At 35.4% G+C, this 22,345-nt stretch carries 24 protein-coding genes; 12 read left to right on the top strand and 12 right to left on the bottom strand.

Translation table 11 applies throughout. The features are described from left to right. Both ABX784_RS08385 and truD read left to right on the top strand, forming a co-directional pair. Positions 1-783, top strand: a 783-nt coding sequence (locus tag ABX784_RS08385) for a hypothetical protein (RefSeq protein ID WP_372654572.1), incomplete at its 5' end; no start/stop codon positions are given. Beyond that, entirely contained in the window at positions 783-1,817 is a 1,035-nt protein-coding gene (gene truD, locus ABX784_RS08380; RefSeq protein WP_372654571.1) for a tRNA pseudouridine(13) synthase TruD, read from the top strand. The genes ABX784_RS08385 and truD, both read left to right, overlap by 1 nt. Here the strand turns inward: truD and ABX784_RS08375 are convergent. Genes ABX784_RS08375 through ABX784_RS08360 form a run of 4 tightly spaced genes read right to left on the bottom strand, consistent with a single transcriptional unit; the run spans position 1,804 to position 5,138 of the window. Then, entirely contained in the window at positions 1,804-3,012 is a 1,209-nt protein-coding gene (locus ABX784_RS08375; protein ID WP_372654570.1) for a TIGR03862 family flavoprotein, read from the bottom strand. The genes truD and ABX784_RS08375 overlap by 14 nt on opposite strands. Then, entirely contained in the window at positions 3,005-3,913 is a 909-nt protein-coding gene (locus ABX784_RS08370; RefSeq protein ID WP_372654569.1) for a JmjC domain-containing protein, read from the bottom strand. Before ABX784_RS08370 ends, ABX784_RS08375 begins: the two co-directional genes overlap by 8 nt. A gap of 5 nt (positions 3,914-3,918) precedes the next feature. Next, a complete protein-coding gene (locus ABX784_RS08365) occupies positions 3,919-4,248 on the bottom strand; it encodes a DOPA 4,5-dioxygenase family protein (protein WP_372654568.1) in 330 nt (109 codons plus the stop codon). 2 nt (positions 4,249-4,250) lie between these two features. After that, a complete protein-coding gene (locus ABX784_RS08360; protein WP_372654567.1) occupies positions 4,251-5,138 on the bottom strand; it encodes a LysR family transcriptional regulator in 888 nt (295 codons plus the stop codon). Between the two features lie 83 nt (positions 5,139-5,221). Between ABX784_RS08360 and ABX784_RS08355 the strand changes: the two genes are divergently transcribed. From ABX784_RS08355 to ABX784_RS08340, 4 genes are all read left to right on the top strand, one after another. Further along, positions 5,222-6,334, top strand: coding sequence for an S-(hydroxymethyl)glutathione dehydrogenase/class III alcohol dehydrogenase (locus tag ABX784_RS08355; RefSeq protein ID WP_372654566.1), 1,113 nt, complete (start codon positions 5,222-5,224; stop codon positions 6,332-6,334). Between the two features lie 8 nt (positions 6,335-6,342). After that, positions 6,343-7,170, top strand: a complete 828-nt coding sequence (gene fghA / locus ABX784_RS08350; RefSeq protein WP_372654565.1) for an S-formylglutathione hydrolase — start codon at positions 6,343-6,345, stop codon at positions 7,168-7,170. An 80-nt stretch (positions 7,171-7,250) separates the two neighbouring features. After that, positions 7,251-8,753 (top strand): potassium/proton antiporter, encoded by a 1,503-nt coding sequence (locus tag ABX784_RS08345; RefSeq protein ID WP_372654564.1) that lies wholly within the window; start codon positions 7,251-7,253, stop codon positions 8,751-8,753. Between the two features lie 100 nt (positions 8,754-8,853). Then, positions 8,854-11,295, top strand: coding sequence for a methyl-accepting chemotaxis protein (locus ABX784_RS08340; protein WP_372654563.1), 2,442 nt, complete (start codon positions 8,854-8,856; stop codon positions 11,293-11,295). Here ABX784_RS08340 and ABX784_RS08335 read toward each other — a convergent pair whose 3' ends face one another. Both ABX784_RS08335 and ABX784_RS08330 read right to left on the bottom strand, forming a co-directional pair. Continuing rightward, on the bottom strand, positions 11,296-12,204 hold the full coding sequence (locus tag ABX784_RS08335) for a glutaminase (RefSeq protein ID WP_372654562.1): 909 nt from the start codon (positions 12,202-12,204) through the stop codon (positions 11,296-11,298). A gap of 19 nt (positions 12,205-12,223) precedes the next feature. Continuing rightward, positions 12,224-12,694 carry a YaiI/YqxD family protein gene (locus tag ABX784_RS08330; RefSeq protein ID WP_372654561.1) on the bottom strand — a complete coding sequence of 157 codons (471 nt, stop codon included), beginning with the start codon at positions 12,692-12,694 and terminating at the stop codon, positions 12,224-12,226. 98 nt (positions 12,695-12,792) lie between these two features. Between ABX784_RS08330 and ABX784_RS08325 the strand changes: the two genes are divergently transcribed. The 4 genes from ABX784_RS08325 to ABX784_RS08310 all read left to right on the top strand — a co-directional run bounded on the left by ABX784_RS08325 (position 12,793) and on the right by ABX784_RS08310 (position 15,229). After that, entirely contained in the window at positions 12,793-13,407 is a 615-nt protein-coding gene (locus tag ABX784_RS08325) for a hypothetical protein (RefSeq protein ID WP_372654560.1), read from the top strand. Between the two features lie 124 nt (positions 13,408-13,531). Continuing rightward, positions 13,532-14,002, top strand: a complete 471-nt coding sequence (locus tag ABX784_RS08320) for a hypothetical protein (protein WP_372654559.1) — start codon at positions 13,532-13,534, stop codon at positions 14,000-14,002. 52 nt (positions 14,003-14,054) lie between these two features. Next, a complete protein-coding gene (locus tag ABX784_RS08315) occupies positions 14,055-14,675 on the top strand; it encodes a glutathione S-transferase family protein (protein ID WP_372654558.1) in 621 nt (206 codons plus the stop codon). Between the two features lie 20 nt (positions 14,676-14,695). Then, positions 14,696-15,229 carry a YaeQ family protein gene (locus ABX784_RS08310; protein ID WP_372654557.1) on the top strand — a complete coding sequence of 178 codons (534 nt, stop codon included), beginning with the start codon at positions 14,696-14,698 and terminating at the stop codon, positions 15,227-15,229. A 32-nt stretch (positions 15,230-15,261) separates the two neighbouring features. On the opposite strand, the gene ABX784_RS08305 is transcribed toward ABX784_RS08310, so the two are convergent. Then, on the bottom strand, positions 15,262-15,804 hold the full coding sequence (locus ABX784_RS08305; RefSeq protein ID WP_372654556.1) for a hypothetical protein: 543 nt from the start codon (positions 15,802-15,804) through the stop codon (positions 15,262-15,264). A 101-nt stretch (positions 15,805-15,905) separates the two neighbouring features. Further along, on the bottom strand, positions 15,906-17,285 hold the full coding sequence (dbpA, locus tag ABX784_RS08300) for an ATP-dependent RNA helicase DbpA (protein WP_372654555.1): 1,380 nt from the start codon (positions 17,283-17,285) through the stop codon (positions 15,906-15,908). Between the two features lie 101 nt (positions 17,286-17,386). Between dbpA and rlmF the strand changes: the two genes are divergently transcribed. After that, the gene (gene rlmF, locus ABX784_RS08295; RefSeq protein ID WP_372654554.1) at positions 17,387-18,364 is read left to right on the top strand and encodes a 23S rRNA (adenine(1618)-N(6))-methyltransferase RlmF; all 978 of its coding nucleotides are present in this window, start codon (positions 17,387-17,389) and stop codon (positions 18,362-18,364) included. A gap of 4 nt (positions 18,365-18,368) precedes the next feature. On the opposite strand, the gene ABX784_RS08290 is transcribed toward rlmF, so the two are convergent. Beyond that, positions 18,369-19,541, bottom strand: coding sequence for a DEAD/DEAH box helicase (locus tag ABX784_RS08290; protein ID WP_372654553.1), 1,173 nt, complete (start codon positions 19,539-19,541; stop codon positions 18,369-18,371). Between the two features lie 115 nt (positions 19,542-19,656). Between ABX784_RS08290 and ABX784_RS08285 the strand changes: the two genes are divergently transcribed. Next, a complete protein-coding gene (locus ABX784_RS08285) occupies positions 19,657-20,625 on the top strand; it encodes a tRNA-dihydrouridine synthase (protein WP_372654552.1) in 969 nt (322 codons plus the stop codon). Between the two features lie 21 nt (positions 20,626-20,646). On the opposite strand, the gene ABX784_RS08280 is transcribed toward ABX784_RS08285, so the two are convergent. The 3 genes from ABX784_RS08280 to ABX784_RS08270 form a co-directional block, all read right to left on the bottom strand. Further along, a complete protein-coding gene (locus ABX784_RS08280; RefSeq protein ID WP_372654551.1) occupies positions 20,647-21,411 on the bottom strand; it encodes a sulfite exporter TauE/SafE family protein in 765 nt (254 codons plus the stop codon). Beyond that, on the bottom strand, positions 21,411-21,962 hold the full coding sequence (locus ABX784_RS08275) for a hypothetical protein (RefSeq protein WP_372654550.1): 552 nt from the start codon (positions 21,960-21,962) through the stop codon (positions 21,411-21,413). Before ABX784_RS08275 ends, ABX784_RS08280 begins: the two co-directional genes overlap by 1 nt. Continuing rightward, a partial coding sequence (locus ABX784_RS08270; RefSeq protein WP_372654549.1) for a S8 family serine peptidase occupies positions 21,959-22,345 on the bottom strand: 387 nt, incomplete at its 5' end. The genes ABX784_RS08275 and ABX784_RS08270, both read right to left, overlap by 4 nt.

Raw genomic sequence — 22,345 nt, 5'->3', positions numbered from 1 at the left:
TCATATAATAGAATAAATGATGAAGTTATGAGTACCCATGAGGGAACGTGGTTAAGTGTTGCAATTGGCGCATACTGTGCACTTATAAAGCATAACGAACAAGAGCTAGCAGAAGAAGTAGCTAACGTAATTCTTGCAGAAATAAAGAAAGAAGAGATGCTTCTTCTACAACTGAGAGAAGATAGAGATCACATAAACTTTCTAAGAGCAGCTCCACTTATGGCCCACAATTTTGGAGACCTTGATAGAGTGATGGTTCAATGGAATATGAATATAGAAGATCCCTTTTGTAAAAAGATATTCAAGTTAGGTCATGAACTCAATGATGCTTACGACCCTATCTTAGTATTTACGGGGAAAGTGAATAAAGAATTTAGCTCTAAAGAAAATCATCGTCATATGTCTATGAGACAGCCAAGATCACTTAGAAAATCTTCGGACTTCTTAATCCCAGTAGGACCATTTATGGACCAATGGGGAGAAGATTTAGGAAAAAGTAAAAAGTTATCAATGGAAGAAAAAGCAGAGATCATCTCAGCTTTCTTTGAGGGTTATAAAAGACAAGACCAGGCCTTTGGATATGCCAGAGCATATGGGGCAATGATGAGAACCTTCGATAGTGGTATCGATGAATTCACTGCTTATATGGCCTACGATATTATTCACGAGATCAAAAACTCTAAATTTACAACTATTTCTAATAGAAGTTTAAAAGATTTTGAAAATGAATATATTGAAGCTCTCGATAAATTTGTATGTCCTGTGACAGGCATGAAGTTTTAATGAAAACACTCCCCTACATTACTCCACTAGAGCTCTCTATTGGAGGAAGCATAAAAGATGAACCTTCCCACTTTATTGTAGAAGAAATCCCTCTCTACGAACCAGAAGGACAAGGTCAGCACATCTACCTTCTCATAAAAAAAACAGATCTAAATACTTCAGACGTAGAAAAGTCTCTGGCAACTCTTTTTGATATCTCGGACAAAGATATCGGAACAGCAGGAATGAAAGATAAGAGGGCCATTACAACACAGTGGTTTTCTCTATCTCTTGGAGCAAATTCAAACACTGAGGAAGTATGTAAAAAAATCAATGAAAATATCTCTGGTATTGAAATATTAAAGTCTTCAAAGCACGTAAACAAACTTAAGACTGGACATTTAATTGCAAATAAATTCACTATTACAATTTCAGATATAAAAGAGAATGCCCTAGTCGTATCAAAAGAAATCATAAGCCTTATTAATAAGAATGGACTCCCAAACTTCTATGGTCATCAACGTTTTGGTTCTAAAGGTGATAATGCCATTACAGGTAAAGAGATTATTCTAGGAAATAAAAAGATTAAGAAACACTGGCTAAAAAAGATATTTCTCTCTGCTTACCAATCAGAGCTCTTCAATATATGGCTAACACAAAGAATTGAAGACGGGCTATTTAATGAACTAGTCCCTGGAGATATATTACTAAACTCTGATGGGGGTCGAAGCTTTCCATTTGATATAGAGAAAACTCATCTAGAAGAATTTAATAAAAATGATATTACCTACACTGGACCAATGTTTGGTTCAAAAGTATCTCCAGCAAAAGAAGAAGAGAAAGTAAGAGAAGACAATGTCTTTAATGCGCAAGGGATATCTCTCGATCAACTAAAGAATGTAAAACTGCAAGGTACAAGAAGAGCAGCTAGAATATTTCCAAAAGATATAACAATTAAAGAACCGCTAGAAGATAATTCAATAACCCTATCTTTTACTCTTCCAGTTGGAAGCTATGCAACTATTTTACTTAGAGAATTTACTAAGAATTTTTAGCAAGAATAGATTTTACAACATGATGACTCATTGAAAAACATCCCTGTAATAGATATCCTCCAGTAGGAGCTTCCCAGTCGAGCATCTCGCCAGCGAGAAAAATAGAATTACTCCCTCTAATCATTAAAGAATTATCCACACTCTCAAAAGAAACACCTCCACTAGTAGAGATGGCCTCATCAAGTGGTCTAGAAGTAATCAGCTCTAGGGGAAGACTTTTAATTGATTTCGCTAATAGTGCTACATCTTCAAAAGTTTCTTTAGGTAAAACTTCACGCAATAATCTTAAAGACAGTTTTGAAAGATTTAAAGCTTTTCTAAGATGATTACTCATAGAGTTCTTCTTCCTAGGTCTACTGAGCTTCTCTAATATTATCTCTTCACTTAGTAGAGGTTTTAAATCTATATGAATCTTTGAACTTATATTTTTTAGAAGATCTCTTTGAATCTCAGCACTATGAGCATAAATAGCTCCACCTTCGATGCCGTATTTAGTAATCATCACTTCGCCTGAAACGATACGATCATCATATGAGACTTTGATATTCTTTAAATAGTCATCATCAAAATCCTCTAAGAACCTATCACTCCATGAAATAGAAAAGCCACAGTTCATAGATTGAAATGGTTTTATATTAAGATTTAGACCTCTTAAATACTCGATCCATCTCCCATCAGAACCCGTCTTCTTCCAACTACCACCACCAAGACACATTATCGTATACTCTTCTTGAATCACGAGTTCACCATCAGGAGTATCAAACGTTAACTCTCCACTGATAGTGGCATTAGTTAATCTATGCTTTAAGTTTAATGTAAAATTTGAAGACTCTTTAAGAAACGTTAACCACCTATTTAATAAATCTGCTGCTTTTAACTTCTTAGGAAAGACTCTTCCACTAGAACCAATAAAAGTTTCTACACCTAATGAATCACACCACTCTCTCATATCAGTTGGAGTAAACTCTCCAATCAGACTTGCAAATAGTTCAGAGTTCTCACCATAGCGAGTCACAAACTTTTCAAGGTCTTCACTATGAGTGAGGTTCAGGCCACCATTTCCAGCGACTAAAAACTTTTTTCCTACACCACCAGTTTGATCAAAAAGGTTGACCTTCATGCCCGCCTTAATAAGCAAGTAAGAACAAAATAGTCCAGAAGGTCCAGCGCCTACTATATTGACGGCCTTACTCACCTTCTTCACCGCTATACTCAATGAAGCCTAGAATATCTTCTGCTTTCCAACTTTGAATATCTTCTTTTAATGAATCAATTAACATTTGGAAATTATCAGTTTTCTTCTTTGCTATTTCTGAGTTATTTAACCCTAGTACAGACTCTCTCCAAAGATCAGATTGTATAACTCTTGCTCTTAAGGCCATAGAGATCATATCTGTCCATGAAGGAATGGAGAAGGTGAAGTTTAATGCTAAAGCATCTGAATGTGCATGTGTCTTATGCCAATGTCCTCTCGGTACAAAAAGAATTGAGCCGGGCTTTAAAATATATTCGTCATCGTAGTCTACTGATTCAGGAAATGGTCCTTCAAGATAACTACAAAGCTCTGGATCAGGCTGAGTACCTAAAGTATATCTGGAAAGAGGATTTACAATTGTCTCATTCTCTTTTATCCACCAAGACTTCTCACCATGAACCTGAATAATTAAATTAATATTTTGATCAAAGTGAGTCTCAGTTCCACCACCACCAGGAGTAGCATAGATTAAATTTCTACTCATTGTAAGATTTGAAACACCTAAATCTGCAGACAATCCACGAAGTGATTCTTGAAAGTAATCATCATGAAGATTAATATCATTAAAAAGTAAACCCATTCCATCAGAGAAGTACTCTTTTGCAGTGTTAGACTCTACCTTCTTTGTACTCGCTTCATCTTTTAAATCTAGTAAATGAACATCTACTTCTTGCTTCCATTCACTTAGTAGAGAATCTAGAGAGCTTAGATAACCTGTCTCTTGTAATTCTCTAAGCGCTACTGTCTCTTGGTTGTAAAAATAGACTTCATTATTATGAACACAGCTTAGTAGCTTTTCTATTTCAGAACTAGGTAAAATTTTATTTAAGTATTGATACATCTAATCTACTTTTTAAACATGTCTAAATTTAAATCAAGTCTCTCGCCCATCCAAATTGCATGATTTGCATGATCCTCATAATCATTACCTGTTTGAGGATGCATAAATATTGTAAGACCATCTCTATTTCCTATAATCCAAGGTAGAGCAACTGGTAACTGAGAGTTTTCAAAAAGTAGTTGGCAACTCCACCTAGGGTGTGGTCCTACATTTTTCTCGTGAACTCTTCCCACGCTAAATAGACCGGACTCTTTTGCTTTCTCAACAACTTTCTTTGCTCTCTCGAGTGTTGCTTCTCCAAAATATAGGTGTGCATGATATTCTTTTATTTCCATAACTATCTCTCTTTTTCTAAATGCTTTTCTAATAAGTCTAGAAAGTGCTTTAAATTCACTGAGTTCTTCTTCTTTGAATGAGTAATGGCCCAAATTGGAATTTCCTTTACCAAATATTGATCGAGAATACTTATGAGCTTTCCACTCTCAATATAGCCTTTTACATAGACATCGGGAAGTTTGACAAGGCCAATATTATCTAACGCAGCTCTCAATAACACTCGACCATTATCAGATCTGATATTGCCACTAAGTTTAACTTTTTCAACTTTCTTTTTCTGTATGAAACTCCAAGAGTCTCCCACGCCTAATAGACAATTATACTCTGCGAGCTCTCTCGGGGATTTAGGCTCCCCATTCTCTTTAAAAAACTTCTTTGTTCCACAGATATACTCCCTACGAGAAGATATCTTTCTGGCAAATAGATTGGAATCCTTAAGATCACCCACTCTAATGGCAACATCTACATTTTCGTCCAATAAATCTACGTTCTTTGAGGAAAAGGAAATATCTATTTTAAGCTCAGGGTATAACTTAGACATATTAAATAAAATCGGAACAATATAATCTTCACCAAAGGCACCGGCCACTGAGACTTTGAAAACTCCCTTTGGAGTTAGGGAATGATTCTGTAGACTTTCTTTAATTGACTCTAGTTGATCCAGAGGAGCTTGACACTTTTCGAGTAAGTCTTCCCCTAGATAGGTTAATTTAACCTTGCGTGTTGATCTAATAAAGAGCCTTTCTCCAAACTCTTCTTCTAAGTTTGTAACAACTTTACTTACATACGCTTTTGAAACACCTAATTCAGTAGCTGCCGCAGAAAAGCTTCTATTCTTAGCGACTTTCTCAAAAACTGATATTGCAGATATAACTCTCATTGTTTCCATATGGAAACACTCTGTCATCATAGTCAACTGAAGTCAAGTTAGTGGTACTATGCTTAAGTATTCAATCTAAATAGGAGTTCTGTATGAAAATTAAAGCAGCTGTAGCGTGGGGACCGAAGCAACCACTTAAGATAGAAGAAATTGACCTTGAAGGTCCAAAGAAAGGCGAAGTCCTTATTAAGGTTATCGCTTCAGGTGTTTGTCATACTGATGCCTATACTCTTTCTGGTGAAGACCCTGAAGGACTATTCCCAGTAGTTCTTGGACATGAAGGAGGCGGAATTGTAACTGAAGTTGGAGAAGGTGTTACAAGCTTAAAAGTTGGAGATCATGTTATACCTCTTTATACTCCAGAATGTAGAGAGTGTAAGTTCTGTCTTTCAGGTAAGACTAACCTTTGTCAAAGAATTAGAGAAACTCAAGGTAAAGGTTTAATGCCTGATGGAACATCACGATTTTCAAAAGATGGAAAACCAATTTATCACTATATGGGAACATCAACATTTGCTGAATATACAGTTGTTCCGGAAATTTCACTTGCTAAAATTAATAAGGAAGCTCCACTAGATAAAGTCTGTCTTCTAGGTTGTGGTGTTACTACAGGAATTGGAGCAGTTCTAAACACGGCCAAGGTAGAAGAAGGTGCAACTATAGCAGTCTTTGGTTTAGGTGGAATCGGTCTATCTGTTGTTCAGGGCGCGAAGATGGCAAAAGCATCAAGAATTATCTGTATTGACATAAATGAAGATAAATTTGAAATGGCTAAAAAGTTTGGTGCTACAGATTTCATAAACCCTAAAAAATATGACAAACCAATTCAAGAAGTTATTGTTGAGCTTACAGAAGGTGGAGTTGATTATTCATTTGAGTGCGTTGGAAATGTAGACCTTATGAGAGCTGCTCTAGAGTGTGCACACAAAGGTTGGGGAGAATCAATCGTAATTGGTGTTGCAGGAGCAGGAAAAGAAATTAGTACAAGACCATTTCAATTAGTAACTGGTCGCGTGTGGAGGGGATCTGCTTTTGGTGGTGTTAAGGGAAGAACTGAGCTTCCAGGTTATGTGGATAAGTATATGAGTGGAGAAATCAATCTTGATGACCTCGTTACATTTAAAATGCCACTAGAAGAAATCAATACAGCTTTCGACTATATGCACGATGGAAAGAGTATTAGATCTGTAATTGAGTTTAAATAGGACAATAAATGAAAATGGAATTAACTAAAAAACATAAGTCCTTTGAAGGTTTTACAAATTATTATAAACATAATTCTGTAGAAACAGGGACTGAAATGAGCTTCTCAACTTTTGAGCCTACTGGGAAAGTTGAGAATGCTATCATTTGGCTATCAGGACTAACTTGTACAGAAGAAAACTTCATCACAAAGTCTGGAGTACAAAAGCTACTTTCAGAGACTAATACTATGGTGATTTGTCCTGATACTTCTCCTCGTGGATTAGATTTAAAAGATGAACATGAGAGTTATGACTTTGGATCTGGTGCAAGTTTCTATGTAAATGCCACAACACCTGGATATAAAGATCACTATAGAATGTATGACTATATCTCTAAGGAGATCGTTGGTCTTCTTAAGGAAAACTTTAGTATAAAGAAGATTTCTATTATGGGTCATTCCATGGGAGGTCACGGTGCACTAGTGTTGGCCCTAAATGAAGCAGATAAGTTTACTTCAGTATCTGCCTTCTCACCTATTGTTAACCCAACAAAGTGTCCTTGGGGTAAAAAGGCATTTCAAGGCTACCTTGCTACAGAAGATGAAGCTTCTAAGTATGATGCAACTTTGTTAGTTAAAAGTGGGCAACGAAGAGAGGACACAATCCTTATAGACCAAGGTCTCTCTGACGAGTTCCTAGAAAAAGAGCTCTTAACTGACAATTTTACACAAGTATGTAAGGAGCAGGGACAAGGCCTAGAGGTTAACTACCGCGAAGGTCATAATCATAGCTACTTCTTTATTTCTACATTTTTAGAGAGTCATGTCGAACACCATCTAAGCTATCTTAATAAATAATACTTGAGGGTACCTTTATAAAAAGGGTACCCTATTAAAAAGATTATTAACTTTTCCCCAAAAATTCCGAGATAGCTATAGTGGAATATATTCTAAATAATTCATTACTTATTGGTTCGATACTTTTACTACTCAGTGTAGTGATGAGTAAATCTTTAAGTAAATTCGGTCTACCAATACTAGTTTTATTTTTATTTATAGGAATGATTTCAGGAAGTGAAGGAATTGGTGGAATAGATTACGAAAACTATGAGCTCACTCACTCCCTATCCTTAGTTGCAATTTGTCTCATCATCTTTACTGGTGGACTCTTAACTAAAATCTCAGATGTTAAGCCAGTCATGACTTCAGGGATAGTTCTCTCAACATTGGGGATCCTGCTAACCACAGGACTCGTTGGAATTTTCTGTCACTACCTATTTCATATTCACTTATACGAATCTCTTCTAATCGGTGCCATTCTCTCTTCTACAGATGCCGCAGCGGTATTTACAGTACTAAGAGATAAGAATGCCCAGGTCCCAAAGAATGTGAAATCACTCCTAGAGCTTGAATCTGGAAGTAATGATCCTATGGCCTATTTATTGGTGACTGTATTTCTTGGACTATACCAAGCAGATATAGGAAATAGCGAGTCTATCTCGGTTATCTATTTTCTTCTAAATCCACTCTTTGGTATTCTTGGAGGGTATGCATTCTTCAAGATATTTAAGTTAATAAATGACAAAGTTGAGCTAGACTTTGAAGGTCTTTACCCTGCTCTAGCACTCGGTTTTCTATTTCTAACATACTCATTAGTTACTTCATTTCACGGAAATGGATTCTTAGCTGTTTATATCTTCGGACTAAGAATAGGTAACGAAAGAATAATTCATAAGCACATCCTAACATCTTTCTTTGATGGTATTTCATGGCTCTTTCAAATCGGGCTATTTATCATGCTAGGTCTTCTAGTATTTCCATCGAGACTATATGAAATCGCACCTAGCGGAGCAATGCTAGGAATTTTCTGTGTACTAGTAGCAAGGCCTGCAATTGTATTTATTTGTTTAATGTTTTCTAAATTTGATTATAGAGAAAAACTACTTATTTCCTGGGCTGGACTAAAAGGAGCGACTCCAATTGTTTTTGCTAGTCTTGTCGCGACAACAGTAGGAACAGAGTCTCTTTTCATTTTTGATTTAGTCTTCTTCACAGTTATTATCTCGGCATTAGTTCAGGGCTCAACTGTAAAGATGCTGGCCAAAAAGCTAAACCTACTTATCGAGTCTGTTTTTGATCCAGACTTTCCTATTGATCTAGAAGTTATAGAAAAGACAAAGAATGGGATAAGAGAAATAAAGGTTGAAGACACTGATTTTGCAGTAGAAAAAAGAGTTGTAGATCTTGGGCTCCCTAGAGGTACAGTAATTCTATTTATCAAAAGAAATGGTGGTTTTATCATACCTGACGGCTCTACTTCATTTAAAACTCAAGATAAAATACTTATAGTGACATCCGAAAAAGATGACTTAGAGAACTCTATCCAACACTTCAAAGTTGATAAGACTGCTCCCGAAAACCCTGAAGTGACAGCAAGCTAAACTAGCCTAAAGATTATTATAATTTCTGATATTAAAGATAAAACTTTCCAAAGACTGTGACGATAAGACTTGGTATTCAATTCTTAAATGAGGACAGAAAGTGAAAAGCATATCTTTAAAGAACAAACTGATTCTAAGCTTCTTAATTGCAGGGTTAATTCCAGCATTAATTATTGGAACAATATCCTACAAATACTCATCCTCATCTCTTGAGAGTGTTATTAAAGAGAAGCTAGTCGCAATAAGAGAGTCAAAGTCTTATCAGATCCAAGATATGATTGCGATCATGAAGACACAAGTAAAAGATCTTGCTGAAAGTGGTCTTTCTACCGCCGCATACTCTAACCTAAAAAAAGGATACGACAATTACCTGAATGAAGTTTTTGATGGTGATGCCTATCAGGCCAAGAGTGATCTAGAGACTTATTACAAAAGCTCATTAGTTAAAAGTTACAACTTAAAGAATGCAAAGTCATTGGAAGCAACATATATTACAGCTCCATTATCCGACACAGCTCTCTTACTCCAGAGAGACTTTATAGTTAATAATACGAATAAAACAGGTGAAAAACAAAAGCTAATGAGTGCTAATGATTCAACATACTCTAGTGCCCATAATAGCTTTCATCACGACTTTTTAAAGTATGCTAACAACTATAGCTATTACGATATTTTTATCGTAGATGCAAAAACAGATAATGTAATATACACAACTTATAAAGAAAGTGATTTTGGTGCAAATCTAAAGCACGAAAACTATAAGAATACACCTCTTTCACAAGTTTATTTTCAATCAATAAAGAATAAAAATGAAGTAGCAATTACAGATATTGAGAAGTACTGGCCTAGCCAAAATGCTCCAAGCCAATTCATTGCCCACAGTATAAAGTTAGATGGTCAAGTGGTAGGTTCATTAATTTTTCAAATCCCTGTGGATAAGTATAACTCAATCATTACAAATAAGTTTAACTGGCTAGATCATGGACTTGGAAAGACAGGTGAAAACATCTTGATCGGAAAAGATCTTTATCAAAGAACAATATCCCGTTCACTTCATGAAGACAAAGGTAACTTCTTAAAGAGACTTACGGCAAATGGACATAATGCTAGTGAGATGAACTACATAAGAAATCAAAACACCACTGCACTTTCGTTTAAGCTTAAAAGTGACTTTATTGCTAAGCACGTAAACGATGGAGCATCTGTAGTATCTCAATATAAAGATCAATTTGGACAAGAGCAGATTGTAGCGATTCAAAAAATTGAAGAGAGCTCTCTATCTTGGTATATCTTAAGTAAAATCACAACGAGTGAAGCTTACTCTAGTATCCAATTTTTAAAAAATATGATGTATGTAGTAGTTGGAGCTTCAGCTCTAATTATTATTGTATTTTCATTCCTTCTATCAACTAAATTATCAAATAAGATTACAGCGATTGGAACAAAACTAAAGCAAGGTGCCGATAATGTACTTTCAAGTAGTACCGGTATTGCTGAAGGCTCAACAGAATTATCAACTACAACAGACCAACTTGCAGCAAGTGTCCAAGAGACATCATCATCTATAAGTGAGATTTCAGCAATGATAACGAGAAGCTCAGAATCTGCAGAAAAAGCATCTAAGCTTAGTAAAGAAAGTAGAGATAAAGCAAATAAGGGAAAGGTTTCAGTAGCTGAGGTAAAGCAGATAATAGAGTTAATTCATAAGAGTAATGAAGATGTTGTTCAAGGCGTAGATAAAAATAATGAAAAAATTGAAGATATCAATAAGGTTATTCAAGAGATTGCTGACAAGACAAAAGTTATTAATGATATTGTTTTTCAAACAAAGCTACTCTCTTTTAATGCATCAGTTGAAGCAGCAAGAGCTGGAGACCAAGGTAAAGGCTTCGCAGTAGTGGCCGAAGAAGTTGGAAACCTCGCCTCTATGTCAGGAAAGGCCGCAGCCGACATTGGAATATTACTAGATGATAGCACTCAAAAAGTTAGTAACATCGTTAAAGACTCAAAAGAGCAAATGGAAAGAATTCTAGTATCAGCAAAGAAGAATGTAGAAGAAGGAATTCATAAATCTAGTGAATGTGAAACAATCCTAGATGATGTTCTTAATAGTTTTGAAATTGTTGATCAGTCAGTAATAGAAATTGCACGCTCTTCAGGCGAGCAAGCGCAGGGAGTTCATGAAATAACTCAAGCAATTCAAGAAATTGATACAGCAACTCAACAAAACTCTGATGTTGCTAGTCAGTCATCAAATAGAGCAGAAGAGCTTAAAGCTCAATCTGATACTCTCTCAACTATTGTATTAGATATGGAAGAGATAGTTCATGGTGTAAGAGAGCACAGAACTAAACCAATCACTAAGAAGAAAGTAAAAAAGGCCAAACCTGAATTAAAGCTTGTGAAGAAAGAGAACACTCCAAAAGCTCCTGTCGCAGCTTCTAGAAAGGAAGAAATAAGTATTCCTCAAAAGAAAGAAGAGCGTAAAACAGTTAGCGGAATACCATCAGCAGATGATGATAGATTCGAAGATATTATTTAATTAAAAAATAGATTTTTCAGTGTAACTCGTAAAAAGCTCGAGGGCCTTTGTCCCTATGAGTGAGTTACCTGAAAGATTTAATTCAGGCGACCAAACGGCCACTGAAAACTCTCCAGGTAAAACTGCTACAATTCCTCCGCCTACACCACTCTTTGCAGGTAGACCTACTCGATAAGCAAAATCTCCAACATTATCATAGAGTCCAGATGTAAGCATAAGAGAATTAACTCTCTTTGCCTTTAGCTTACTAACAATAGTCTCACCTGTAAGTGGATTTACTCCACCATTGGCCAAGAACAAGAAAGATTTAGCAAGGTCCTGTGTAGTCATTGCTATAGAACAGTGATGAAAGTATACATCTAATAAAGTCATTGGATCGGACTTTATATTTCCAAAACTTCTCATAAAGTACGCCAGAGCAGAGTTACGATCAGAGTTTTGAAACTCTGAAAGAGCAACTCTCTTATCAAATTGAACATCTAAGTTTTGACACAAATCCTGTACAAAACTTAGGATCTCTTTATATGGATTAGAAAAGTGCTGAATAATTGCATCTGTTGTAACAAGAGCGCCAGCATTGATAAAAGGATTTCGAGGAATCCCCTGCTCTGTTTCAAGTTGTACGAGAGAGTTAAAAGATGTTCCAGAAGGCTCTCTTCCAACTCTTTCCCATAATTGATCTTGGAGAAGCTCCATCGCCATAGATAGTACAAATACTTTTGAGATACTCTGTATTGAAAAACTTTGATTAAAGTCACCACAAGAGTAAGACTTCCCATCTATTGTTTCCACAGTCATAGCAAAACTCTTAGGATCAACTTTTGCCAACTCAGGTATATAATTCGCAACCTCACCCATACCAAAAAAAGGCTGTATATCTGAATGAATACGATCCAATATATCTTGCATTCTATATCTCCTTAGGCCCTTAAGACTTAAGCTTCTTAGTCACTATTTTATTTAAGGAGTTTGCAAAGCTTTCTTTATCTTTTGGTCCAAACGGTGCAGGTCCGCCAGTATCAACTCCACTATCTCTAAGGTCTTGCATAAAGTCTCTAATAGATAGTCTTTCTGAAATATTATCTTCAGTATATAACTCACCTCTTGGATTAATTGCAAGGGCCCCGAGTTCAACAATTTGAGACGCCAGTGGAATATCTGCAGTAATAACTAAATCACTAGGATCAGCATGGTCAACAATGTATTGATCCGCTACGTCTGCGCCTTGGTCCACATGAACAAACCTTATAAAGGGCGTATGAGGAAAGTTCATAAAGCTATTTGCCACCAAAACAACTTCTATCGATAAGCGAGAAGATGTTTTAAATACTGTTTCTTTAACAACCTTTGGGCAGGCGTCTGCATCAATCCAAATCTTAAAATTTACTTTTTCTATCATAAGCTCACTCTAACAGATGTTTGAATTATTTTCATTACATTAAATAAGTATTAACTAATCCAAAATATGATGTTTAAATTCAATAAAAAGGGTAATTTATGAAGGTTTTTAAAGTATTTTTTCTACTTTTGCTATCAGTGAATACATTTGCAGCGTCTACGACAGTAAACCCATTTAGTATCGAATTTTACACAAATAAAAATACAATCAATGTGAAGGCCAAGCTTACTCTAGCCTGTCGCTATGAAAAAGTAGTTTGGAGCGATTCAGCTGAATATAATACAGAATATAAAGATATAGATCTAACTGTTTCAAATAAAGACCAGAGAAACGGATTAACTAAACACACACTATCTCTTACAAATAAGCAGTATCTTGAAGTGACAGGTATTTTCAAACCTACTAAAGGCTGTAAGAGCGAGATTAGGTTTGATTTGAATGATGCTAATTACTCGATTGGTTGGGCCAATCAATTTTCAAGACCTATTTCTTTTAGCTACTGGAACTTCAAGAGTTATAGCTCTGACGATACTATCTTTAGACCTACAACTCTTAGAGATCAAATAGAAGGTAAGCTTCTGAGCTTTAACTACACTCCAGTATCTAGTCAGGTAAATGTATCTTTATTAGCAGATGGAGAGAGAGTAACAGAAATTCTTGGAACAAATGTTGCGCTAAATAAAGAAACCAATATGCCATATAGGCTCAAATAACTGATTTCACATCACTTTAGGCCGGTGTCTAATTGATATACGGCCTAGAATAAATTACATTCCACCAAGATTTATTTTAGATCCCTGCTAAACTTAACAAAAATCTTAGCAGAGAGGGAAAACGATGAATCTTAGAAAAGCTTTAATTATTGGATCATTATTAGTAACTGGTAGCTCAATAGTAGCAGGAGAGATGAGTCCTGAAGAGTTCTTATCTTGTTACAAGAAAGCTATTCATGAAAGAATTGAAGAAATCAAAGAGCAAGACCCTGAAGCTGAGCTATGTGATAAATTATCAGATGTTGAAGAAAGACTACTTCATGACCTTTATCTTGGAGAAGTGTTAGAGAATGGTGTTTATACTAAACTTGGAAGTGCAGCTATTTCAAATTCAAGCTTACAATCACATTACGAATATATAAGGAATGAAAAACAAAGATATGATATCTCTTGTTACGATAGTAGATTTCACTTACTTAAGAGAACTGACCTTGACCTTATTGAAGAAGGTTTAGAGAAAATGTTCAATGTTAAACTTGGATTCAGAGGTTGGCATGAGAAAGTAAAAGATCTAGACCACTCATTCTGTAAGTAATAACTAGCTTTTCATAATCTTCAGTATTAGAATTCCCCAACAGGAGATCTAAATGCTGAAGATATATGGTTTCAATACTCAAAATAATAAGAAAGTCCTTTATATAGCCGAAGAATTAAAAATCCCCTACGAATTTATAAGTGTAAATCTAATGGAGAGAGAAAATCGTTCTAAAGATTTTCTAGAAATGAATCCTATCGGTAAAGTCCCAGTTATAGAACATGAAGGAAAATATCTTTTTGAATCAGGTGCCATTTGTAGATACTTAGGAGATATTTCTAATTCTCCTCTACTTCCTCTCGATAAATTTGAGCGCGCACAAGTTGATCAATGGATGGAATTTTTCACAAACCATTTAGGTCGATTCTTAAATACACTCTATTTTGAAAAAATACTTAAACCTATATTCAAGATTGGAGAAGCAAATGTTGACTCCTGTAATGAGGCCGAAAAGTTTTCTTCTATTCAGTTAAAAGTCTTAGATAAAGAACTCTCAAAAAGAAGCTATATTGCTTCTGATGAAATCTCCCTAGCTGACTTTTATGCGTATGCTTATATTGAGCAAATGGATGTACTTAAAATGAGTTTTGATAACTTTCCTAATGTACTAGACTGGAAAGAAAGGATTAGAACTAGAGACTCTATCTCAAGGGCACAAAGACACTTTAATTAATAAAGTTAGGAATATAAGTAATGGCAAAAAGCTCAACAATATATAAAGCAGACATAATTTATTCAAATTTAAATAGTCATTATTACGACGACTTCTCTCTAACGATGGCAAAGCACCCTTCAGAAAATGAAGAGAGGATGATGAATAGACTTATTTGCTTTCTCCTTTGTGCAAATCAAAATCTAGAATTTACCAAAGGACTCAGCTCTACTGATGAGCCAGAGCTATGGGAAAAAGACCTCACAGGAGAAATTGTTCATTGGATAGAGATGGGAGAGCCGGATGAGAAGAGAATTAGACAAGTAGCAGGAAAGTCACAAAAAGTTACGATCTTCACTATAAAGAAAAATACCGCAGAACAATGGCTTGAAAAAGTGAAAGATAAAATCCCACATAATAAAGTTGATGTCTTTCACTTAGAGAGTCTAAGTGAAGAGAATATTATAGAATTAGTAAGTAAGAGTATGAAGTTATCTTGTACAATTGAAGATGACTCAATCTACCTTTCAAATGATCAAAGAACTATTCATTACAAATTTCAAAAGAAAATTTAACCAAAAAAAAGGTGCCTAGGGCACCTTCAATTTTATCTTAATTTAGAGAATATCTGGTAGTTGTACTTACCATGGTAATAGATTTCAGTTCTAAAGATTCCCATCGAAAGAACAGCTGGATGGTAATATAAGAACATATGCCATTTACCATTTGGATAATCAGAGCTAACAGTAGATTTAGATCTAATCTCTACCTTGTGAGCGCCTTGATAACCATCTTTATCCACCTGGCCAATATACTTCATTGTTGCAACTTTATCTTCATTAGCAATTTCAATTGGACCATTATTTTTAAGGTCATAGTAACCCTGCTCTGTCTCCATTGCTTCAGGGAAAGAAAGCACATAAGAGCCACTCATGAACTTTTTAAGGAGTCTACCAATTATACCTTTTGGTTTTAGCTTATAATCAATATTAACAAGAAAATCATGATCAAAAGCTTCATGCTTCTTAATAACTAGACTTCCATTTTTGTGATATTTTCCGTCAAGTACCCAATGATTGAGGGCCTCAGAGCTTGCATACGTAGATGTTGCAATAAATAGAGTAAGACAAATTGTTAAGATCCTTCTCATCGTTATAGTCCTATGTAACAGTTTATAATTACATAAAATATATCAAAGAGAGAAAACCTCTGCACGATAATTCATTGCTCACGGCATTGCACAATAGTGCGTTAGGCAAGACCGATTCTAAACCTTCTCTTCTTTATTTTTCCATTTGATAGTCCATTAACAACATCATGAACCTTATCAGAACGTACTGCAACATAGCTCAAAACATTCATAACAGTTATGTCACCAATATCCTCTGCAGCTATTCCAGAGGTTCCAATAATGGCCCCAACAATATCACCTGGTCTGATTTTATCTTTCTTCCCACCGCTTATATAGATAGTTGTCATAGGAGGAACTAGTGAATACGCTCCATCTACTCCTTCAAAGTCATCAATATGAATGATCTTAGCAGTAGAATCAGTGTAATCTTCAATAGCTTCTACCTTATAAAGTTCTTTAGAGATAAATAAACTAAGAGCAAGCCCCTCTTTACCAATTCGACCTGTCCTACCGACTCTATGAACATGAACTTCAGGGTCAGTAGAGATATCAAAATTCACAACTAGCCCTAAATCTTTCACATCTATTCCTCTTGCAGCAACATCTGTCGCCACAAGAACGAGACAACTTCTATTAGCAAACTTAGAAAGAGCTAAAGTACGATCTTTTTGCTCATGGTCTCCATGTATAGCAAGTGCTGAAATTTTCTCATTCTTTAGAAAACTTGCAACTTCGTCACATGTTCTCTTTGTTTTACAGAAAACAACAGTAGACTCAGGATTATATTTGGCCAGAAGCTTTGAGAGAATTTCTAATTTCTCTTTATGAGAGTTTAATTCAAAGAAAATTTGTTCAATTGAGTTTTCTTCATGCTCAGAGTCTACTTTAACAAATTGAGGTGAGTTTTGAAGGGCACTACTCAACTCCATAATTTCATCAGGATATGTTGCCGAGAAAAGTAAAGTCTGCCTTCCTTCTAAGGGAAGAAATGTTTCAATTTCTCTGATTGGATCATAAAAGCCCATATCTAACATGCGATCAGCTTCATCCAAAACAAGAGATGAAATTTCACTAATATCAAAGTGATCGTCTTTTAAAAATTTTAAAACTCGACCTGGTGTGCCGACAATAATATGTGAACCGTGGGCCAGAGAACGTATCTGATGGTACTCACTCGTCCCACCACAAATAGTAGTAACCTTAACGTTACTTGTAAGCCTCGCAAGACGTCTAATCTCTTTAGCGACCTGATCTGCTAGCTCTCTTGTAGGACATAGTATCAAAGACTGAGGTCTTGAACTTTTTAAATTAAGTGAGTTTAGTACTCCTAGCCCAAAAGCAGCAGTCTTACCGCTTCCCGTCTTAGCTTGACCAATAATATCAGAGCCTTTGAGGATAATAGGTAGACTTTCTTCCTGAATTGGAGTCATTGAAGTAAAGCCGAGGCTATCGAGGTTTTCTATGAGTTCATTAGATAAATTAAGTTGTTTAAATTCCATGCTGGACCATAGCATGAGCTAAAACCAATCTCCATAGAAATGACCCAAAGGGTATAAAATAATAGGTAATTAATTTCCTTTTTGTGCTAGTATCGAAAACTATGAAAAATGATAAAAATAAGGGCCTTCACCCAAGAAGCCTACATAATGAAAAGTATGACTTTAATGTGCTAATTAAAAGTACTCCAGAGTTAGAGAAATTTGTAACAACAAAACAAAATGGAGAACTCTCCATCAATTTCTCTAAACCAGAAGCTATAAACTTATTAAATAAATCCCTTCTTCACCACTACTATGGGATTGAGAAGTGGAATGTTCCTAAGGGTCACCTTTGTCCTCCAGTACCAGGTAGAGCTGATTATATCCATTTAATTGCTGATCTACTCTCATCAACAAATACTGAAGAGATACCAACAGGTGAAAATGTAAAAGGTCTAGACATTGGTGTTGGTGCTTCTTGTATATACCCACTGATTGGAAATAGGACTTATGGATGGAAGTTTGTTGGCTCTGATATTGATTCAGATTCAATTAATTCTTCTAAAAGTATTGTTAAGGCAAATAAGAATATAAAAATGGGTGCTATTAAGCTTCGTTTTCAACCAGAAAAAAATAATATCTTTGATAATATGATTCAGTCTGGGGAAAAGTTTGATTTCACAATGTGCAATCCTCCATTTCACGCCTCTGAAGAAGATGCAGAACTAGCTGCACAGACTAAGATTAAAAACTTAGAACGAAATGCTAAGAAAAATGGACAAGAAGTTAGTCAAAGTAATAAAAGCCAAACAACTTTTGGTGGTAACCATAATGAATTAATTTTTCCTGGCGGAGAAGTTGAATTCATCAAGAGTATGATTCAGCAAAGTACTCATAAAAAGCCAAATGTTCTTTGGTTTACAGTACTAGTCTCTAAGGCAAGTAACTTAGATACTATCTACGGCCTTTTGAAAGACTCTCAAGTTGAGGAGTATAGAACTCTAAATATGCAACATGGGAATAAAGAAAGTAGAATTGTTGCTTGGACATTTCAAAATGATGATCAAAAAGCAACCTGGTCAAAAAAGTGGACTAAGTAGAAAGTTATTTTCTACTTTTTCCTTTCTTCTTTGTAGTAGATAAATCTAGAGTCTCATGAAATGGATGATCATTAACTAGAGGAATTTCCCTACTAATTTTCTTTTGAATATTTCTTAGAAGCGGCACTTCTTTTTGAATACATAGAGAAATTGCAATACCATCTCTCCCCGCTCTAGCAGTTCTTCCTACTCTATGAACATAGTAGCTAGCATCTTCTGGTAAGTTATAGTTAATAACATGACTTACACTACTTACGTCAATCCCTCTAGCTGCAATATCAGTAGCAACAAGAACTTGAACATTACCTTCACTAAAGTCGAGAATTGCTTGATCTCTTTCTTTTTGAGATCTATTACTATGGATTTCAGTACATGAAATTCCACTCTTAGTTAAAGAAGTTACAATTATAGGCACACTGTACTTTGCCTTACAAAAGATAATAACTCTTTTAGCAGTCGAAGATTCAAGTAGTGAACACAGAAGGTAATTCTTATTTTCTTCTGAGACATGATATAGCTTCTCACTAATTCTATTAGCGATAGTTGACTCTGGTTTAACTTCTATTTTCACAGGACGCTTTAAAACTGAATCAGCAAGCTTTGAGATGAGTTCAGGCATTGTGGCTGAAAACATAATCGTCTGTCTACTTGTTGGCAGACTCTCAATAATGGTATTTACATCATCTAGAAAACCATAATCAAGCATCATATCTGCTTCATCTAAAACAAGAGCTCTGAGTTTAAAGAAGCTAACTTTCTTAGCTCTTATAAAATCTAGAAGCCTACCAGGAGTTGCAATCAAAAAATCACTTCCACGCTCTAGGTTCTCAATCTGACTCTCTCTACTCACGCCACCAATAGCAACAGTTGTTGTTAAATCTAAACCTTTTGAGTATGACTGAATATTCTGATCTATTTGAGTTGCAAGTTCACGTGTTGGAACAATGATAAGAACTCTAACTTCTTTAGCAGAAAGAGAAACCTTCTCTGTAATTACTTTTTGAACGAGAGGTAGAGAAAAAGCTGCTGTCTTCCCTGTTCCAGTTTGAGCAACACCAAGTAAGTCTCTGCCCTTTAAAAGAGGAGGAATACTCTTTGCTTGAATAGCTGTAGGTTTATTATAGCTGAGTACGCTTAAGATGGACTCACACACACCTAAATCTTTGAAATTAGTCATGTATGCAAGATTTCATGTTCCACATCACTTAGTCTCTTCACTTGTAAAATATATGCACTATAAAAGCTTATCTTAAAGGAATTGACTATATTCTGACTAAGGAGTAGCTGTAGGTATGTTTAAAGCGGACCACCACCTCGTTCTAGCTCCTATAAGAGGGGTTACGAATTATATATTTAGAAATGCACTAGAAGACACATTTGGTGGTGCGGACTCTTCAATTTCTCCGTACATAGTCACCAAAGAAAGTGGTGAGTTAAATCAGAGACAACTCTATGACGCCGACTTTAGTGTAAATAAAATCCCCACCACCTCTCAAATTCTTACTAAAGAAGTAGACCAATTCATTCATGTTGCCAAAATTCATAGAGACCTTGGGGTGAAGAAAGTTAATTTAAATATGGGTTGTCCCTATCCAATGGTGGCCAATAGAACAAAAGGTTCAGGGCTACTACTTCATCCCGAAAGAGTGGAGAAGCTTTTAACTGAAATAAAAGAGAGATGCCCAATTGAGTTTACTGTAAAAATTAGACTTGGAAGGGAATGTAAAAGTGAAATAAAAAAGATTATCCCTATTATCAATGATCTTGAAATTAATGATTTCACGATTCATGCGAGACTTGGAAAGCAGTTATATAAAGGAAACGTAGACGTTGATGGATTTGAAGAATGTCTCCCACTTTTAAATACTCTGCCTTGCTATAATGGAGATATTAAGACAGTAGATGACTTTAATAGACTTTCTACCCGTATGCCTCAAATTAAAAGATGGATGGTAGGTAGGGCCGCACTATCTAATCCAGCACTTCTCTCTCAAATTAGAGGAGAGAGATATAATGAGCAGAAATATCGTGCGAACTTTATTCAAATGCACAAAATAATGAGCTATGAATATCTAAATAGGGAGAATGCAAAGTCTGACTACCTACAAAGAATGAGGGAGCACTGGCTCTACTTTAAAGACGTATTTGAAAATGAGCACAAAGTTTACAAGAAGATAAAAAAAGCAAAAACAATAGATCAATTTCACGAAGCAATTGAATGGATACTTGATCAAGAAATATCAGAAAATGTTCTCAACTAGTGTTTTAATTACTCATTTAAGCTAGAGTATTTCGTATATAGATTTTGCTAAAAGAGCAAATAGCACAAAGTTAAAGACTTTTTTAATAACCATTGTATTTCCCTTTACAACAAAACCACTTCCAAGATAATTCCCAACAAGACTCGCCACTATGGCCACACCTGCAACTTCCCAGGCTATCATTCCCTTGGTTAGGAACACAACAAATGCAGAAATATTACTTGTAAAGTTAATCATCCGAGCACTTGAAGATGCCTTATGAAGGTCCATATTCATAAAGAGAACCATTGCTACAATTAAGAAAGTCCCAGTACCTGGTCCAAAGAACCCATCATACGCTCCGATGACAAGTCCAATAATAGAACATCTGATAATTAGTGTTTTCTTAGAAAGGCTGTAGTCTTCATCTCTAGAGATCTTACTTCTGATATGGTTTAAAATGAAAATAAAAGGAACAATGACAATGAGAATATAAGTCATTTTCTCACTATCTAAGTAGGCACCAAGGTTGGCCCCAAGCATAGAGCCCAAGACACCGGTAATGATTCCATAAATCAAAACACTAAAATCAATAACACCACTTCTTATGTATCTAAAAACTGTTATTGTTCCCCCACTCGTACTTACTAACTTATTTGTACCTAAAATAAACTCAGCAGGAACACCCATAGCAATATAGGTAGGGATTGTTATTAAACCGCCTCCCCCAGCAATTGAATCCACAAAGCCAGCAAAAGAGACGAAAACAAAAATAAGAATATATTGAATTATAGAAAAATCGATCATTAATACCACTTTAACATTGAAGCAGTGATAAGAGGAGATAAAGCATTCTTTGAAAGAAAATTCTCAATAAAGTGACCAGGGTTATAACCTTTTTGAGATCCATCTTCATTAAAGAAGTATTCAAAGAAAGTATTCCCTTCATATACTCGAAGTAAAATATTAGACATCTTGGTATCGTAACCTAGGATATAAGGAAAATAATCATTTAAGGCGACTCCGTCTGCACTATACTTTGCATTCAAGTCATAAACTATTCCCTCATATAAGATTACAACATGCCAAGCATAGCTATTATCATAGAGACCATTCTGTGGTGTTAGACGTGGCTTAGTCTTATCTTGCTGGATGATTAAGACATGAATATCTCTTAGATCTGCACCATTCTCTTTTAGATACCTTAGGAGCTTAGCGTGATTCTTGTGACAAAAGTTAACCTCATAATCAGCAGTGCTATAATAATCTGCAAATTCATTATAAAGCACTTCTCCTGTACTTATAGAGAGAGACTGTAAAGAAAAGATTAATGTTAAAAGTACTAAAAGCTTCTTCATTTATTCATAACTCTTTTTATGGCCGTATCGACTGTAAGATCTTGAGAGTTTATAAGTTTAATAACTTCCAACATTTTATCTGGTTGTACAAAACCACCACTTTCACAAGGTAATCTACCAGACTTAGGAATATAGACAGTATTTAAAAGTATATTTTTAAGCTGGTCTGTTGATAGTGATTTATTTAACTCATGTGCCTTCAGTAAAGCGTTTAGTACAAAAGGTGCGGCCATAGATGTACCATTTAAAGCTATAGTTCCACCACCAGACTGTGCTGATACAACCTGTTGACCTGGAGCAAATACTTGTACGACTCTTTTTCCATATTTTGAAAAACTAGCTGGCTTATACTCTTCATACTTACTAGGATCTAAACTAGCTGT

Source organism: Halobacteriovorax sp., assembly GCF_041587335.1.
Lineage (GTDB): Bacteria > Bdellovibrionota > Bacteriovoracia > Bacteriovoracales > Bacteriovoracaceae > Halobacteriovorax.
The sequence above is the reverse complement of the archived record's forward strand: the minus strand, read 5'-3'. Positions and strand labels throughout refer to the sequence as shown.